Annotated in this window: 15 protein-coding genes; 12 read left to right on the top strand and 3 right to left on the bottom strand. The window is 42.1% G+C overall.

Going from position 1 to position 16,057, the window contains the following annotated elements:
• The first annotated feature begins 3 nt into the window (after nucleotides 1-3).
• From E2626_RS17525 to E2626_RS01760, 3 genes are all read left to right on the top strand, one after another.
• On the top strand, nucleotides 4-144 hold the full coding sequence (locus E2626_RS17525) for a hypothetical protein (protein WP_134379323.1): 141 nt from the start codon (nucleotides 4-6) through the stop codon (nucleotides 142-144).
• A gap of 70 nt (nucleotides 145-214) precedes the next feature.
• Nucleotides 215-1,468, top strand: a complete 1,254-nt coding sequence (locus tag E2626_RS01765; RefSeq protein WP_166786705.1) for an S-layer homology domain-containing protein — start codon at nucleotides 215-217, stop codon at nucleotides 1,466-1,468.
• Between the two features lie 295 nt (nucleotides 1,469-1,763).
• Nucleotides 1,764-1,952 (top strand): DUF6199 family natural product biosynthesis protein, encoded by a 189-nt coding sequence (locus E2626_RS01760; protein ID WP_134379005.1) that lies wholly within the window; start codon nucleotides 1,764-1,766, stop codon nucleotides 1,950-1,952.
• A 58-nt stretch (nucleotides 1,953-2,010) separates the two neighbouring features.
• Here E2626_RS01760 and E2626_RS01755 read toward each other — a convergent pair whose 3' ends face one another.
• On the bottom strand, nucleotides 2,011-2,796 hold the full coding sequence (locus E2626_RS01755) for a LysM peptidoglycan-binding and 3D domain-containing protein (RefSeq protein WP_134379003.1): 786 nt from the start codon (nucleotides 2,794-2,796) through the stop codon (nucleotides 2,011-2,013).
• 211 nt (nucleotides 2,797-3,007) lie between these two features.
• On the opposite strand from E2626_RS01755, the gene serC reads away from it, so the two are divergent.
• From serC to E2626_RS01740, 3 genes are all read left to right on the top strand, one after another.
• Complete coding sequence (gene serC / locus E2626_RS01750) at nucleotides 3,008-4,105, top strand: 3-phosphoserine/phosphohydroxythreonine transaminase (RefSeq protein WP_134379001.1); 1,098 nt, start codon at nucleotides 3,008-3,010, stop codon at nucleotides 4,103-4,105.
• 539 nt (nucleotides 4,106-4,644) lie between these two features.
• Entirely contained in the window at nucleotides 4,645-5,829 is a 1,185-nt protein-coding gene (locus tag E2626_RS01745) for a phosphoglycerate dehydrogenase (RefSeq protein WP_134378999.1), read from the top strand.
• A 630-nt stretch (nucleotides 5,830-6,459) separates the two neighbouring features.
• On the top strand, nucleotides 6,460-6,918 hold the full coding sequence (locus E2626_RS01740; protein WP_244094220.1) for an IDEAL domain-containing protein: 459 nt from the start codon (nucleotides 6,460-6,462) through the stop codon (nucleotides 6,916-6,918).
• Between the two features lie 312 nt (nucleotides 6,919-7,230).
• Here the strand turns inward: E2626_RS01740 and E2626_RS17115 are convergent, their stop codons facing one another.
• Together E2626_RS17115 and E2626_RS01735 are read right to left on the bottom strand one after the other, a co-directional pair.
• On the bottom strand, nucleotides 7,231-7,395 hold the full coding sequence (locus E2626_RS17115; protein ID WP_166786704.1) for a hypothetical protein: 165 nt from the start codon (nucleotides 7,393-7,395) through the stop codon (nucleotides 7,231-7,233).
• The gene (locus tag E2626_RS01735) at nucleotides 7,388-8,647 is read right to left on the bottom strand and encodes a helix-turn-helix domain-containing protein (protein ID WP_134378997.1); all 1,260 of its coding nucleotides are present in this window, start codon (nucleotides 8,645-8,647) and stop codon (nucleotides 7,388-7,390) included. Before E2626_RS01735 ends, E2626_RS17115 begins: the two co-directional genes overlap by 8 nt.
• Nucleotides 8,648-8,978: 331 nt before the next feature.
• On the opposite strand from E2626_RS01735, the gene galU reads away from it, so the two are divergent.
• The 6 genes from galU (at nucleotide 8,979) to E2626_RS01705 (ending at nucleotide 16,044) form a co-directional block, all read left to right on the top strand.
• Entirely contained in the window at nucleotides 8,979-9,857 is an 879-nt protein-coding gene (gene galU / locus E2626_RS01730) for a UTP--glucose-1-phosphate uridylyltransferase GalU (protein ID WP_134378995.1), read from the top strand.
• A gap of 6 nt (nucleotides 9,858-9,863) precedes the next feature.
• Nucleotides 9,864-11,186 carry a UDP-glucose dehydrogenase family protein gene (locus E2626_RS01725; protein WP_341785723.1) on the top strand — a complete coding sequence of 441 codons (1,323 nt, stop codon included), beginning with the start codon at nucleotides 9,864-9,866 and terminating at the stop codon, nucleotides 11,184-11,186.
• A gap of 67 nt (nucleotides 11,187-11,253) precedes the next feature.
• Nucleotides 11,254-12,534, top strand: coding sequence for a nucleotide sugar dehydrogenase (locus E2626_RS01720; protein ID WP_134378993.1), 1,281 nt, complete (start codon nucleotides 11,254-11,256; stop codon nucleotides 12,532-12,534).
• Between the two features lie 21 nt (nucleotides 12,535-12,555).
• Nucleotides 12,556-13,263: a WecB/TagA/CpsF family glycosyltransferase gene (locus tag E2626_RS01715; protein WP_134378991.1), complete on the top strand. Its 708-nt coding sequence runs from the start codon at nucleotides 12,556-12,558 to the stop codon at nucleotides 13,261-13,263.
• A 10-nt stretch (nucleotides 13,264-13,273) separates the two neighbouring features.
• Entirely contained in the window at nucleotides 13,274-14,788 is a 1,515-nt protein-coding gene (gene murJ / locus E2626_RS01710; protein WP_134378989.1) for a murein biosynthesis integral membrane protein MurJ, read from the top strand.
• A complete protein-coding gene (locus E2626_RS01705; protein ID WP_134378987.1) occupies nucleotides 14,785-16,044 on the top strand; it encodes an oligosaccharide repeat unit polymerase in 1,260 nt (419 codons plus the stop codon). Before murJ ends, E2626_RS01705 begins: the two co-directional genes overlap by 4 nt.
• Nucleotides 16,045-16,057 lie beyond the last annotated feature (13 nt).

Here is a 16,057-nt window from a genome sequence, read left to right as displayed (position 1 = left end):
GACATCATCACGGGTAAAGAAAATGGTACGTTTGATCCTGAAGGACACTTGAACCGTGCACAGGTGGCTAAGATGATAGTGGAAACATTCGATTTACCTGTGGATCTTTCATTTGAAGATGTGCCTGAAGAAAAAGGGTGTTGAAGCAATCATTGTCGTAAATAAAAATACTGGTGCAATGACAATTGAACCTTAAAATATGGAGGAGAAGACTATGACAAACCGTTTAACAAAAGGAATATTAACAACTGTTGGAGCCGGAATTCTTTCACTCGGTCTCACAGCCGGAGCAGAGGCTGAAGAACTGTTTACTGATGTTAGTGTGAATAGTGACGCATTTGAGCCAATAGAGAATGCCTTCTTCAAAAAAGTGATGACTGGATATGAAGTGCAAAATACGGATGGCAGTGTCAGTTTTGAAATGAGACCCTATCAGGAAATCACACGTGCACAAGCTGCTAAGATGATTTCTAATGGAATTGGCAACCTGCAGGCAACGCAGCAGATAAGTGAATTTCCTGATATTGATGAGTGGCACTGGGCTCATGATTACATTACACTTCTTGAAACGGACGGTATTGTAACTGGTGATCAGGATGGAGACTTTAACCCTGAAAACCGTTTAAACAGAGCACAGATCGCAAAAATGCTGGTCGAGGGATTTGATCTGCCATTTGACGAAAGTGATACTGAAACTGGATTTGCAGATGTAAGTAATGACAGTTGGGAAGCAGCATATGTAAAAGCGCTGGTGGATGCAGGTATTACAACAGGTACATCTCCAGATACATTTTCTTCATACGATAACGTTACGCGCTATCAGCTTGCAGCATTCATCCATCGGATCTATGAGTCAAAAGAGCTCACAGATGATATGGCGTGGGTAACAGCAAGAGGTACATTTAATGAAATGAAAAATACATTCTATTCAAATGTAATCAAAACTAATCACGGAGAGCCGGTCTATCCGTACGAAAATTTCCGCTCAGACATGCTTGAGACCGTTACAAATGCTTATGAGCTTACAGTAATTGAAAATTATGAAAAGCAGTGCCGTGCGTGTGACGGACTTTATTATACTGGCGGTTTTAATACTAAATTAGGCTTTGAAATGATTGAAAATAGTGAAGACACCATCGAACTGAAGGTGCTTCATACTATGGTTGGTCTGAATCCATCAGCTGAATACAAATTAGAACTGAAGAAAGATAATGGTACATGGAAAGTGAACGATTACAAGAGAACATATTTCCAACAAAATAAAGGGTTGCCAGCATTGAATCTTTCAATTGATGAAGCTGCAAATTATCTTGAAGGAGATGATCGAGCAGTTTCTACTGTTCAAGTTTATAAATATGAATACCTGAGAGAAACAGATGGTAATTATATTTTCTATAGGCATTCATCTGAGTACTCAGGGGAGTATGGAATTGATAAAGGCACTGGACTTCCAATGTCGGTTTATTAATTAGAATTTTATTTACTGATCTGGTTTTCGATTCGAGTGGAAAATTGCTTCTGGAAGTAGGAAATGCTTAGACCCTGAACGCAGTTTCAGCATCTATGAACCGAAATCGTGCAGCGATGGGCTATGTTTAGTTAATTGAAGACGAAAATTTCGCGGAGATCAACGTAGTTTTTAAACTGATGAACGAAAACGGTATAGCTATGAACCAGCTTTAATCGTTATCTGACAAATTCAGTCTCGTTTTCTATACTCAACTGTGTTTAAATGAGACTGACACATCAAAAAGGAGTACACAATGTTTGAAGGAATTTTTCTATTAATAGTTGGCCTCATCATTGCATGGAAGCCTGTCATTCCCTGGTTCTTGCATATCGGTTGGCTGATTAATGCTGAACAGAGTGAATTGTCATACATTATCTTTCGTGGTGGAGGGATCCTCATGGCAATTGCAGGATTTTTCTATGTATTAGGTGAATTTATTTAACAACATACAAAAACCCCGCTGTTCAGCAGAACAGCGGGGTTTTATATATATTATCCTGTTAGTCTAGGATCTTGATATCTAAAGTTTGTACGCCAAAGTTAAGCGCATCTTGTTGTGATGGAATGAATAGGTCGATCTTATTTCCTTTAATAGCGCCGCCAGTGTCTCCAGCGATCGCTTCGCCGTAGCCTTCAACCCATACACGTGAACCAAGTGGGATGACGTTAGGGTCTACTGCGATTACTTTCTGGTTAGGGTTTGCACGAAGGTCAATCCCTGTTCTTGTTACACCTGAACAACCATTACAATATGCTGTGTAAGCAGTTGCTGTTACTGTCATTGACTGTACAGCGTCAGATGATGGCGCTTCTCCACCAGTACCTGATACACCTTCAGTTGACTGTGTTTGACCTGAGTCCTGTGCAGGTGCTGCCTGTTCAGCCGGAGCTGAAGCTTGAGCAGGTGCTACTGCCTGGCCTGCTACTGAGAATTCCTGTCCAGGGAAGATTAGGTCACTTGAAAGGCCATTCCAGCTCATAAGTTCACCTACAGAAATGCCGTGCTCAGTTGCGATCTTATAAAGTGTGTCACCTTTCACTACAGTATAAGTGCTTTCTGAAGCTGCTTGTGCGTCACCAGAAACCTGAAGTGTCTGTGCCGGGAATATAAGAGTAGAAGATAAGTTGTTCCACTCCTGGATTTGTTCTACTGTTACGTTATTATTTTGAGAGATGCTCCAAAGAGTATCACCTTTTTTGACTGAATAATCTGCCGCTGAAGCTGACGCTGCTGCGCCTGTTGATAATGCTGCGATTGCAGTTAGTGCAACGATTTGTTTTTTCATGATTGAATTACCTCCTTTTCACTAACAGGACCAAGCATAACACGCATACATTGCACTGCAATGACAAAACGGTTAGAGAGAGATAACAATTACATTACGTGTGAATTTGTCTATACAGCGTTGACATGTGTCCACGTGAGGACTATACTATACTCTATTATCAGAAAGGATAGTTTAATGATTTAAAGTGTAAGAGAGGAGTAGAATATTGATGGATCGAGTCGTAAACTTTTCGGCGGGACCTTCAGCCATGCCGCTCGAAGTATTGATGCGAGCGCAATCTGAACTCGTCGACACAAATCACGCTGGCATGTCGGTAATGGAGATGAGCCACCGGTCAAAAGCCTTCGAGGACATTTTAGAAAACACAAAACACCTTTTAAAAAAAGTTATGAATATCCCCGAAAACTATAAAATTTTATTTTTACAGGGAGGCGCATCGTTACAATTCAGCATGATCCCGTTAAATTTGTTACAAAAAGATCACGAAGCGGGCTACATTATTACAGGCTCTTGGTCCCAGAAAGCGCTGAAAGAGGCTAAAAAGGTCGGACAAACGACAGTCATAGCAACGTCTGAAGGCGATCAATTCGGTCAAATCCCGGATTTCTCTAATATTACACACTCAAATAACTTATCCTACGTACACATCACAGGTAACAATACAATAGAAGGAACTCGTTTCACAAAGCTGCCGAAAACGGATGCGCCAATCATTAACGACTGGTCATCCGGCATTCTTTCAGAAGAAATCAACGTCAGCGATTACGGCGTGATTTATGCTGGTGCCCAAAAAAATCTCGGACCAGCCGGCGTCACCGTTGTCATTATCAGAGATGATCTCATCGGGCACGCATCTGACACGCTGCCCACCATGCTAAATTACGAAACACACACAAAAGCAGATTCCCTTTACCATACGCCACCAACATTCGGGATCTATATGATCGGGCTCATGCTTGAGTGGATTGAATCGCTTGGCGGGGTGAAAGAGGTTGAAAAACGAAACCGTGAAAAAGCATCCCTATTATATGAAGCAATTGATCAATCAAGTTTGTTTTATTCACCTGTTAAAAAAGAAGATCGTTCGCTGATGAATGTTCCTTTTAAATCAGGCAATGAAGAAACGGATCGTGCATTTTTGCATTATGCAGCTTCAAAGCAACTGGTGGAACTAAAAGGCCACCGTTCAGTAGGTGGCATGCGTGCGAGTTTGTACAATGCGATGCCAATTGAGCATGTGGAGCGGCTGTGCGAAGCAATGCGGGAGTTTGAGCGTACGATAAAGAATGAAAAAAGCATGGCTTAGGTAACCGCTAATGACCTGCGCTTCAGATGGCGCTTTCCGGCAGGGACGGCGATGAGCCTCCTCGAGCTAAAGCTCTGCGGGGTCTCATCTGTCCGTCTTCTCCTGCTGGAGTCGCCACCTTCCGCTACGGTCAACGCTAAGGTTTCTTAATAAAATTCTGTTTCTTAAAATCATAATTGGATGTTAAGTGTGAATCACTAAACATATATCGTATGCAGTCTGTAAACTCGTCTGCAAATAAATTTTGTGATGAAAGAATGTAGAGTAGATAATAATTACAGTCGATTAAACGTTATTTTTTTACATGTATTGAATTCATGTTTCTACTATATAAGTAAGAAGTATTTACAACATATCATAATCCATCTGCTGGTGACCGGAGTGTAAGGCGGGGACTCCGGGACGATTAGCGGGATAGCTGAGACCCCGCAGGCAAAGCCGAGGAGGCTCAGCTACCGCCGTCCGGAAAGCCTCCGCCTGAAACGCAGGTCAACAGCGTACTAAATCTAACTTAGGATTTTTTCAGGAGGTTCTCTACGTTGACTTATCAGATTCAGACTTATAACAAAATTGCCGATGCAGGATTAAAATTGTTAGATGAACAGTACCAGCTCAACGAAAGCAATGAGCCGGATGCAATATTGCTTAGAAGCCATAAACTTCATAACCAGCCAATTCCACAGTCAGTCCAGGCAATTGCCAGAGCTGGTGCTGGAACGAATAATATTCCGATCGACCATTGCTCTGAACAGGGCGTCGTCGTCTTTAACACGCCCGGTGCCAACGCCAACGCTGTAAAAGAACTCGTGATCTCATGTCTGATCGCAAGCTCGCGTAACCTGTTCCGGGCCGTTCAGTGGACTCATTCTTTAAAAGGGGAGACAGAAATCTCTGAAAAAGTGGAAGCGAACAAAAAAGCATTTATCGGACATGAAGTAGCCGGCAAAAAGCTTGGCGTCATTGGACTAGGTAACATCGGATCAGTTGTAGCCAATGATGCACTCGCGCTCGATATGGAAGTCATGGCATACGATCCATTCGTATCAGTAGACGTAGCCTGGTTGATTTCACGAAGCGTACAGCGCGTTCATCAGCTTGATGAACTGCTGTCGCAATGTGACTTCATCACCATTCACGTTCCGCTCAGCCCGAAAACAACCGGTATTATTGATGACAAAGCATTTAAAGCAATGAAAAAAGGCATTCATTTTATCAACTTTGCCCGCGGAGAACTTGTTGATCACGAAGCACTGAAAACAGCGCTCCAGGACGGCACGGTCGGAAAATACATCACAGATTTCCCGAGCGATGACATTTTTGGTATGGAAAATGTGGTTGCTACACCTCACCTTGGTGCATCGACAACAGAATCTGAAGAAAATTGTGCAGTCATGGCAGCAAGACAGCTGAAAAACTACCTTGAAACGGGTAATATCAAAAATGCTGTTAACCTTCCAAACGTCAGCCTGCCACTCACTTCACCAGGCCGCCTGACAATCATGCACCGCAACATTCCAAACATGCTCGGTCAATTCTCACAGCTGCTGGCGGAACGCAACTTCAACATTGCCGACATGCTGAACCGAAGCCGCGGAGAATTTGCCTACACACTGATAGATATTGACAACAAACTAAACGATGCAGAAGCAAAAGACATTATGGACAGACTGCAGGACATAGAAGGTGTCATCCGAGCAAGACATATTGCGAATGGATGGCATTAGTAAGAACCCTCTCCTTGATTTTTAGGAGAGGGTTTTTTAGTAGGAGAAGCCGACCTAATGTATGGTACGAGTTTGTAGTGAATCGCACGCAAATCCAGTGAACCGCCCGAAAACTAGCTGAAGTGCAACATAAAAGTCGAAATTGAACAGTGACCACGAAAATCGCTGAAATGCAACACAAGTTCTCCAAATCACACGAAGCGTCCCGACCAAATGGATCGACGGTAGTATGAAGACGTATGACGGTATGATATACCCGAGGTGACAGTAATGAAATCCCGTTTGATGGTAGTGTTTACACGATTGACGGTCGCATCAGCATAACCGATGGACGTAATCATCGAATCCGTAGTGTGATGTACAGCTCTTCATATTCATTACTACAAGAAAATATCCATAATTTACAAATCAAATTTTCCACCATCCTCAACGATTCCTACTTATATTGAAATAGAGCAAAATCAGCAAGGTTAATCGGGAATTCATCCGAACAAAATGTGAAAAAAAGATGTCAAATATGCTTTTCCAGAAAATAATCAAGTATTTTTCCTTTTCATTTCTCATAAAATATACGATAATTATGTTAAAGTACTGAATATTTAAAAAATATAATAGACAGGAGGGAGAACGATGCTGCTGACAGTTAAGATGATGAAGCCGTTTTATACGCTGCAGGAAGGCCATGAACTCAAGCTTGTATTCGCTTATCAATATTTCTCGGTGGTTAAAGGAGAGGAAGTTTATCAGTTCATTCCGGTTGAATCGAATGAAATCAGAATCAATCTTAAGACAAGGCAGATCGAAAACTTAACAGATATATTCGTTTTCCAAAGAGGTGCCCGCATCTTCAGAATTCCGCTGTTTCAACTTTTGCAAATCTCGGACCTTGTTGATCACCTGAAATCAGTATCACAATTCTATGTTGAGCAAATCCTGGCGGACGAGGAGGAAGAAGCGATGAATGAAGAAATCGGACATTTAGAAATGCAGAATCTTTACAGACTAATCGATAAAGCGCTCCTTGAAGGAGACCGGGACCTGTTTATTCAGCTAACGAATCAGCTGAAAACTGAGGAGGCGGCACAGTAATGAACGCACGAGCCCGAAGCGCACCATAAAACCCTCTCATCTGATAACCGGAAGAGAGGGTTTTTATGTTGGGAAAAATCCAAATATTTTGTCATAAAAGGTCGAATATTTTTTTAAAAAAATGATTTTAGATATCTATAATCCGACACTTATCTGATAAATCTATTAACATATGACATTTTACGCATAAAAAGTGCCGCCCGATTAATCGGACGGCCAATGAGAGGGTATTGCTGGGTCATTTCATATTCTTATTTTAATATAAATATCTCTATTCGTCTATTGGGAAAATCTTAATGGTAAAAATTGCAATCAAGCTGGTGGCTTAACAATTCTGTCTCGATCCATTGTAGAAAATTCGTCTGGTGAAGCAATGTGGACTGATTTTTCGTTAAAACCAACATCAAATGTACTAAAACTAACTGCAAGTGATAGAGCTATTGACAACGAAACAGCTACTTTCTTAAGTTTAAACATTTAATTTCCTCTCCCTTGTAATTAAATTTCTCCATTGGCTGTAAAAATAAGCAACCTTCTCTGTATCGCCTACAGACTCATAATAATCGATAATTTTCTCCAAAACTTCCAGCGCATCGCTAAAACTTTGGAGCTTAATGAGATGGGGATACAAATATTTTACCGCATATTTAACGCCTTCGTATTGGGAAAATTCATACTTTTCAAGAAAATTCAAATGGTGAAAAAAGTATTTATCTCCAATTATTGTATCTGTTTCTTTTAGAAGCCTCATTCTTGAGTGCCATTTTTTGTCAATGTCATTTAGTTTCACCTTGCATTCTAGCCAAATAAGTAAAGATGTTCCGTAACTATACGAAAATGGCTCTGAAAGGTCGATTGCTTCATTCGTGGACTTCTCAGCTTTAGAGTATTCTTTGAGTAAATATTGGCAGCGGGCATAGTTGATTAATACCCCCGGATAAAGCGTGTCTTTAAAAAACATCCTTGTATTTCTTAAAAGAGATTTATAAACTGTTAATGCTTCAGAGTAAAGATTCAACCTCATATAGCTAATACCAAGGATCATTTGTGAGTGAACCTGACGTATGAAATTTGACTCTGTTAGAAAAACATCGTACGCCTTTTTACTGAAGGTCAAAGCCGCTTCGTTTTGATTAAGAGAAGTATATAGGTGTGACAAAATATAACTTGCTTCACCTATCCACATTCCGCCAACAGGAAGAGGATTTCTCAAAAATTCGTGGACTGTTTTTAAACCTTCTTCATATTTCTCATTCATAGAATAATGAAATCCTCTGAAAAATACTAAAATATTTTTTTCAATAGGATCAAAGGTATTTTTAATTTTTTTAATCATATTTAATGATTCTTGTATTCCTTCATCATCCCAATGAAATAAATAGTACCGTAACATATATAAATGGTATAAATTCACATACTCGCTTGTTAGTATATAATCCTCTTTTTCTTTAAGTTCTTCATACAAATTTTCAATCGATTCACGATCCTGCATAAATAGCGCATGCATAAAAGATTCCAACAAATCGTGGACCTCACGCAAATCCCCCGTAATATCCTCAAGCTGCAAATCCAACTTCGCAAGCAGCATATTCACAGTCTCTTCATTTGCTGAATACATGTTGGTCTCGATCTTGCTCAGGTGAGAAGTTGAACAAATGCCATCAGCCAATTCGGTCTGAGTGAGGCCTTTTTTTGTTCGGTAATATTTGATAATTGACCCGACATTCATTTTTAATCCCCCGATCCTATTACGGAAGTGGAGGGTCAGACCCTCCACTTCATTCCTCTGCCGAAGCCGGGGACTGAAGTGCGGGGTCTGACCCTATACTTCGCTCTACTTCTCTTATTATATATAAGACTTTAGATATAGTCATCTGTCGTTTTGTTCTCTTTGTGCGTAACAATCATTACAGTTCGTTTAAATTTCATGTTTAAGGCTGGCACTTATCTTCTTGCTCGCATACAATTAGATAATGTGCAAAATCACGTTTTTGCTATCAGATATTCCCTGTTTTGCGTTATAATAGAGAGATTGAAGGATATGAGCGGAGGGATGATGGATGAAGCAGGTGAGAAAGGTGATTATACCGGCTGCAGGTCTTGGAACAAGAATGCTGCCGGCGACGAAGGCACAGCCGAAGGAAATGCTGCCGATTGTGGATAAGCCGATGATACAGTACATAGTGGAAGAGGCGATTGCATCAGGCATTGAAGATATTATTATTATCAGCGGCAGGGGAAAGCGTGCGATTGAGGATCATTTTGATAAGTCGTATGAGCTTGAAGAAACGCTTGAGAAGAAAGATAAGCGTGAGATGCTGGATCAGGTGCAGCACATTTCTAACCTTGCAAACATTCATTATATTAGACAAAAAGAACCTAAAGGACTTGGACATGCTATTTTGTGTGCAAAAAGTTTTATTGGGGATGAGCCCTTTGCGGTCATTCTTGGAGATGATATTGTTGAAGCGGATCCACCTTGTCTGAAGCAGTTGATTGAGGTGTATGGGGATTACCCCGGGAGTTCGGTGATCGGGGTGCAGGAAGTGCCGAAAGAGGATGTCTCGAAGTACGGGATTGTTTCTCCAGGTAAACAGATTGATCAACAGCTTTACACGATTGACAGTCTGGTTGAGAAACCGGCTGCAGGGGAAGCTCCATCGACATTAGCAATTCAGGGCAGATATATTTTGCAGCCTGAAATTTTTAATATACTAGAAAACCTTGAGCCGAGTGCGCGCAATGAAATTGAATTGACGGATGCGCTGAGACAGATGCCTCAGCCATTGTTTGCTTATTATTTCAAGGGGAACCGTTATGATGTTGGGGACAAGTTGGGTTTTATCAAAGCTACGCTTGAACTCGGTCTGAAACGGGAAGACCTGAAAGAGGACCTCCTGGCTTACCTTGAGGAACTGATGGCACGTCAGAAAGGATAAATCAACATGATGAATATAGGAATTGCAGGAACCGGTTATGTAGGCCTTGTCACAGGCGTTTGTCTGGCTGAGGTTGGACATCACGTAACCTGCCTGGATGTTTCACAGGAAAAAATAGATATGCTGAAAGGCGGTCATTCCCCGATATTTGAACCGGGACTGGATGACATGCTGCAGAAAAATATTCGCGAAGAGCGTCTGCATTTTACAACAGACCGTTCTGAAGCTTACGAGAATAAAGAGTTGATCTTTATTGCAGTCGGGACGCCTGAGGGTGAAAACGGCAAAGCAGATTTGTCATATGTCAAAACTGCTGCAAGGGAGATTGCCGCATCAATTACCAATGATGTAGTGATTGTGACGAAGAGTACAGTCCCGGTTGGCACGAATGAGATGGTTGAAGATACGGTCAAAGCGCATGGATCGGCTTATCAGGTGCATGCCGTATCAAACCCTGAGTTTCTGCGTGAAGGAAATGCGATTCATGATGCATTTCATGGAGACCGAATCGTGATTGGCGGTAATCATCAGCCGGCAGTTGAAAAAGTTGCTGAACTGTATGCGCCATTCGACATTCCGATCGTTAGAACAGATACAAAAAGTGCTGAACTGATTAAATATGCCTCGAATGCATTTTTAGCAACTAAAATCAGTTTCATTAATGAAATAGCAAACATTTGTGAGATTACAGGTGCAAATGTAGAAGCCGTTGCCCAGGGAATGGGGCTCGATAAGCGAATCGGCACACAGTTTCTTAAAGCCGGTATTGGTTTTGGTGGATCTTGCTTTCCGAAAGATACGAAAGCACTCACGTCCATGTCTGCTGAAGCAGGCTACGAATTCCGTATGCTGAATGCTGTGCTTGAAGTCAATGAGCTTCAGCACAACAAGCTGATGGAGAAAGCGAATGAATACAGTGCGATTGAAAAAGGGACGAAAGCGGCTGTGCTCGGTCTGGCATTTAAGCCGAATACAGATGACACAAGAGATACGCCTGCAATCCGCATCATAGAGGAGCTGCAGCGTCAGGGCGCGGATATCGTCGCTTATGATCCGATCGCAACAGATAAGATGAAGGAAGTATTTCCGGATCTGACATATACGAATTCCCTTGAAGAAGCGGTAAACGGCGCAGAAACTGCGTTTATTATTACAGACTGGGCGCAGATTAAAGAACAGACGCCCGCTTTTTTCACAAAACATATGAAGCGTCCGCTGATTTTTGACGGTCGTAACTGTTTTGATCCCGGTGAAATGGTCAGTGGCGGCGTTCACTATCATTCCATTGGTCGCAGCGGAAATTCTTTTCGCATGACTATGTCAACTTGAGCATTTTTTCGATATAATAAAAGGCAGGTTTATTGAAGATAAGCCGATGAAAGGAAGTACAAATCGTATGTTTGAAAAAATTTGTGTAGTAGGTCTTGGTTATATAGGCCTTCCGACTGCTGTCATGTTTGCGAACAATGGCATAAAGGTTCATGGCGTAGACGTAAATGAAAAAGCAGTCAGCATGATTCAGAATAAACAGCTTCATATAGAAGAAAATGGTCTTCAGGAAAAACTTGAGAAAGCAGTGGATGCAGGGGCATTAACTGTTTCAACAACGCCTGAAGAAGCGGATGTATTTATTATCGCCGTTCCTTCACCAATTAATGAAGACAAAACAGCAAATCTTAACTATGTCCGTAAAGCGACTGAATCAATTGTTCCTTTCGTGAAAAAAGGGAACCTTGTGATTTTAGAATCAACAGTGCCACCACGTACGGTTGAAGACGTTATGCTGCCAGCGCTTAAGGAGACAGGACTTGAGTTCGGTACAGAGCTGCTCGTATCCCATTCTCCGGAACGTGTGATCCCAGGCAGAATCTTTGAAGAGCTTGTGCAGAATGACCGCATTGTAGGGGGCATCAGCCAGGAATCTTCTGAGAAAACAAAAGAGCTGTATGAAACGTTTGTAAAAGGAAAGATTCATTTAACAGATGCAACGACAGCTGAGCTTGTTAAAGTGATTGAAAATACGTACCGCGATATCAACATTGCATTTGCCAATGAGCTTGCAAAAATTGCGGAAACGATTGACGTGAACATTTGGGAAGCGATTGACTTTGCGAACTTCCATCCGCGTGTGAATATTCATAAGCCTGGTCCGGGTGTAGGCGGTCACTGTATCGCAGTCGACCCATGGTTCCTTGTTGAACTGGCGCCGGATCTTGCAAAAATGATCAACCTTGCACGTGATACAAATGATGGCATGCCGAAGCATACGGTCGGACGCGTTCAGAAGTATTTCCAAAAGGAACAGATCCAAAATGGCCGTGTAGCCGTTTTTGGTCTAGCATTTAAAGGAAATGTAGATGATGTGCGTGAAAGTCCTTCACTTGAAGTATTGCGTCAGCTTGAAGAAGCCGGCGTTGATTATACAGCGTACGATCCGCATGTGAAAGAAAACAAAGTGCCACGTCAGACGCAGGACTTTAACGAAGCGGTCAGCCATGCTGATCTGATTCTCGTTCTGACAGATCACAATGAATTTAAAGAACTGGATCCTGCAGCTTTCAAATCCGACATGCGCACTCCGGCTGTACTTGATACGAAAAACTGTATCAACCGTTTAAAATGGGAAGAAGCAGGGTTTGCATTCGGACTGTTAGGTGACTCAAAGCACTCTGAATAAGAGTGGGATAGGTGAGATGACATGAAGGAAAATTATCTCGGAGTCGATGTCAGTCCTCTGAATTACGATGAGCTGATCAACGCACTCTATAATAGACTTGAAGAACAGCAAAATTCATTCATTGTCGCAATCAATCCGGAAAAAATCATGAAAGCACAGCAGGATACAGCACTCAGGAATCTGCTGAACCGCGCTGACTTTCAGATTCCGGATGGCATTGGTGTGATTCTTGCCTCCAGATTGAAAGGCGGCAGGATCAAAAGTCGTGTAACCGGCATTGATATGATGATGCGGATTAGTGAAGAATCCGTTAAACGCCAAAAAAGTGTCTTTCTGTTTGGAGCAAAGCCCGGTGTAGCTGAAGAAGCGAAGGCCGGTCTTGAAAGACTTTATCCGGGTATACAAATTGCAGGGACATTGAATGGTTATGAAAAAGACCCTGAAGTCATTAAGCAGACAATTAATGACGCAAAGCCTGATATATTATTCGTTGCGATGGGCAGTCCTGCACAGGAGTACTTCATCGTGGATCATATGCAGGAACTGTATCCGCACATCTTCCAGGGAGTAGGCGGTTCATTCGATGTTCTCTCGGGCAGAATTAAGCGTGCGCCTGAAGGATTCCAGCGTCTTGGGCTTGAATGGTTTTACCGTTTGTTAAAAGAACCAAAACGAATTAAAAGACAAATGATTCTTCCGAAATTCCTGCTCTCAGTACTGAAGAAGTAAGGAGCATATGATGTCTAAATTTAAAGTAGCCAGTATCTTGTTTTTATTTTCAACACTGCTGTTAAAGTTCTCAAGCATGCTCCGTGACATGACGATCGCGGGGCTGTTTGGTGCTTCCGGGCAGTCAGATATTTATTTTGCCGCGATGACCATTCCAAATGCCATCGTTCTTTTTATGCTTACAGGTATGAAGGATGCATTCCTGCCGAGCTATTACAAGTTCGACCGTGAAGGCAGGGGCTTTTCACACCTTACAAACGTTGTCAAAGGTACGTTCTGGATTACCATCGGAATTTCAATCATCGGGATTATCGTATCGCCGTTCCTTATGAGGCTTCTGTATCCGGAGTTCGGACGCTATGAAGACGGTTTTGAGATTGCCACGTGGACCGCAATTATTTATTTCGTTGCGATCATATTTGTCGGCATGAATGCTGTATATGAGGGATTTTTTGACTCACAGAAAAAGTTTTCATTTTCAACATTTTCACAAACGGTTGTTGTGCTCGTGATGATCGGCTTTTCATTCCTGTTCTATCAGCAGCTTGAAATTTACGCCGTACCAATCGGTTATCTAATCGGAACGGTAATCTCATTTTTAATTAAGCTGGTCTACCTGAAGCCAAAGCGCTTTATGGCGTGGAAGCAGAAGATTGACCGCAAAGAAGTGAAGGCTTTTTACCTGATCTTCCTGCCGGTAGGATTAACGATCGCCATTGGGCAGATCAACCTGACAGTCGATTCAATCTTTTCTGCTCAAATGGAAACAGGCGTTGTCTCGAATCTGAACTATGCTTTCAGACTCGTTAATATTCCACAGGCGATTTTCGGGGTCACGATCGCAACACTGGTATTTCCTTTAATTGCATCAGCTTATGCCGATAAAAAGATGGATCAGTTTAAAGGTGGAATCGAAAAGGGACTAATCTTTATGTTTATGTTCCTGATACCGACGATCGCCGGTATGATTCTTGTGATGGAGCCGCTTGTGAAGATTTTCTTCGAGAGAGGACAGTTTGACGCAGCCGCAACAGCTGATACGAGTACATATGCAATTTTCTATGTTGGGTCAGTTTTGTTTTACAGTATCCAGGCCGTGATTGCCAAAGGCTTTTACACGATGTCAAAAGGACATTATATCCTCCGCATCGGACTGATTTCCATTGTGCTGAACATCATTTTTAACTGGTGGTTCTCAAGCCTTTTTGGAGCAGTTGGGCTGGCACTTGCTTCATCCGTTGTCGGCATGTTGTACAGTATTATGACATTTACAACGCTGTATAAGATTACAGGTGGGTTTGATCTGAAGATGATCGGCTGGAATATGCTGAAGGTACTCATTGCAGGCTCGGTGATGACAGCCGTACTGATCGGTCTCCAACAGACAGCGATTCCGTCGCTGCCGATTATACTATATCTCGCAATTATCGGCGTTTCAGGCATCATCGTATACGCTGCAGGATTATATTTACTAAAAAGCCAGCCATTTAAAGAGCTGATTGCAAGGGGAGGGAACAGAGGATGAAATTCAGACACGCACTTCAGGAATTAAATAAAATTGATGTGTTTTCACCGTACCTGTTCTTTCCGTTTGTCGTTCTGCTCTACTTTGGTACAAGTCTGTTCGACTTTGGACGCTTTGATTATTTTGGGTTAACTTATTCTATCGTCCCGGTGATTCTGTCCGGCCTCGCTTCCTATTGGCTGATGGTCTGGGTTGTCAGAAGCAAGAACTGGCGCTTCAATATCACCGTGCCTGAAAAATTAAAAGGTAAAAGCATCTGGCTGTTATTCGGACTTGCATGGCTCGGACTGATTGCCTACATCATTATGATCGGCTCAGGACAAATCGGCATTAGTGATGAAGCGGCGAGAAGGTCGCTTGATCCAAAGCTGAATTTTCTGAGTGCACTGCTCTGGTACTCAGGATTATTTCTGATCAGCTGGTTCTTCCTGGTCAAAGAAAAGAAAGTCGGCATTTTTATCCTGCTGTTTGCTGTCCTTGCGGGGTTGTTCGTAGTCATGGGCTACCGCACACCGCTTGTGATTATGCTGTTTACAGCCATTATCATATTTCATTACATGGTCAGACAGATTAAATTCACCTGGTTCATCGGTGCACTTGTTATTGTGGGGCTGGCATTTTCGATGTTCGGATTTTATCGATTCGCAACAGAAGATCCTGACAATCCTTTCAACAGCAGAGAGCTTCCCGAGATTTCAGATGAGTTAAATGTTGATCAGATTGAAGAACGGAATGAAATGCTCAGAGCGAGAATGGAAGAAACACCGGCAGTGATTAGAGCACTAAATAATGAGAGTGTTACAGGACATGTTGTCCTGAGCAAAATCATGGAATATACGGACGAAGAAGGGCATCTTCTTGGGGAAATTCATGAAGGTATATTCAGTCCGGTGCTGCCGGGTGAGCAGACATCCCCGCGTATGAGAGTGTCTGAAATCGCAAATTCCCTGACAGTAGAAGAGGGGATTTACATTACACGTCCAGGACGGACGACAACACCGACACTTTTTGGTCAGTTCTTTGCTGATTTCGGTTACGCAGGAATCATTGTCGGATTCGGAATAATCGGTTTGCTGATTACTGTGTTATATAATCAGATGCAGCAAATGGGGAACAGATCGTATCAGGCAATCAGTTATGCATTTGTTTTAACGGTGTTTACCATTTCTTTGCATACAGGATTACTTGATCTGATTTTTGTGCTTATGATTGGTTTTGCTCTTTTAAGTGCCATGTTAGAAAGAAAATATCTATAATTACTAAAATGAT

The organism is Jeotgalibacillus salarius, from assembly GCF_004405125.1.
Lineage (GTDB): Bacteria > Bacillota > Bacilli > Bacillales > Jeotgalibacillaceae > Jeotgalibacillus > Jeotgalibacillus salarius.
The sequence above is the reverse complement of the archived record's forward strand: the minus strand, read 5'-3'. Positions and strand labels throughout refer to the sequence as shown.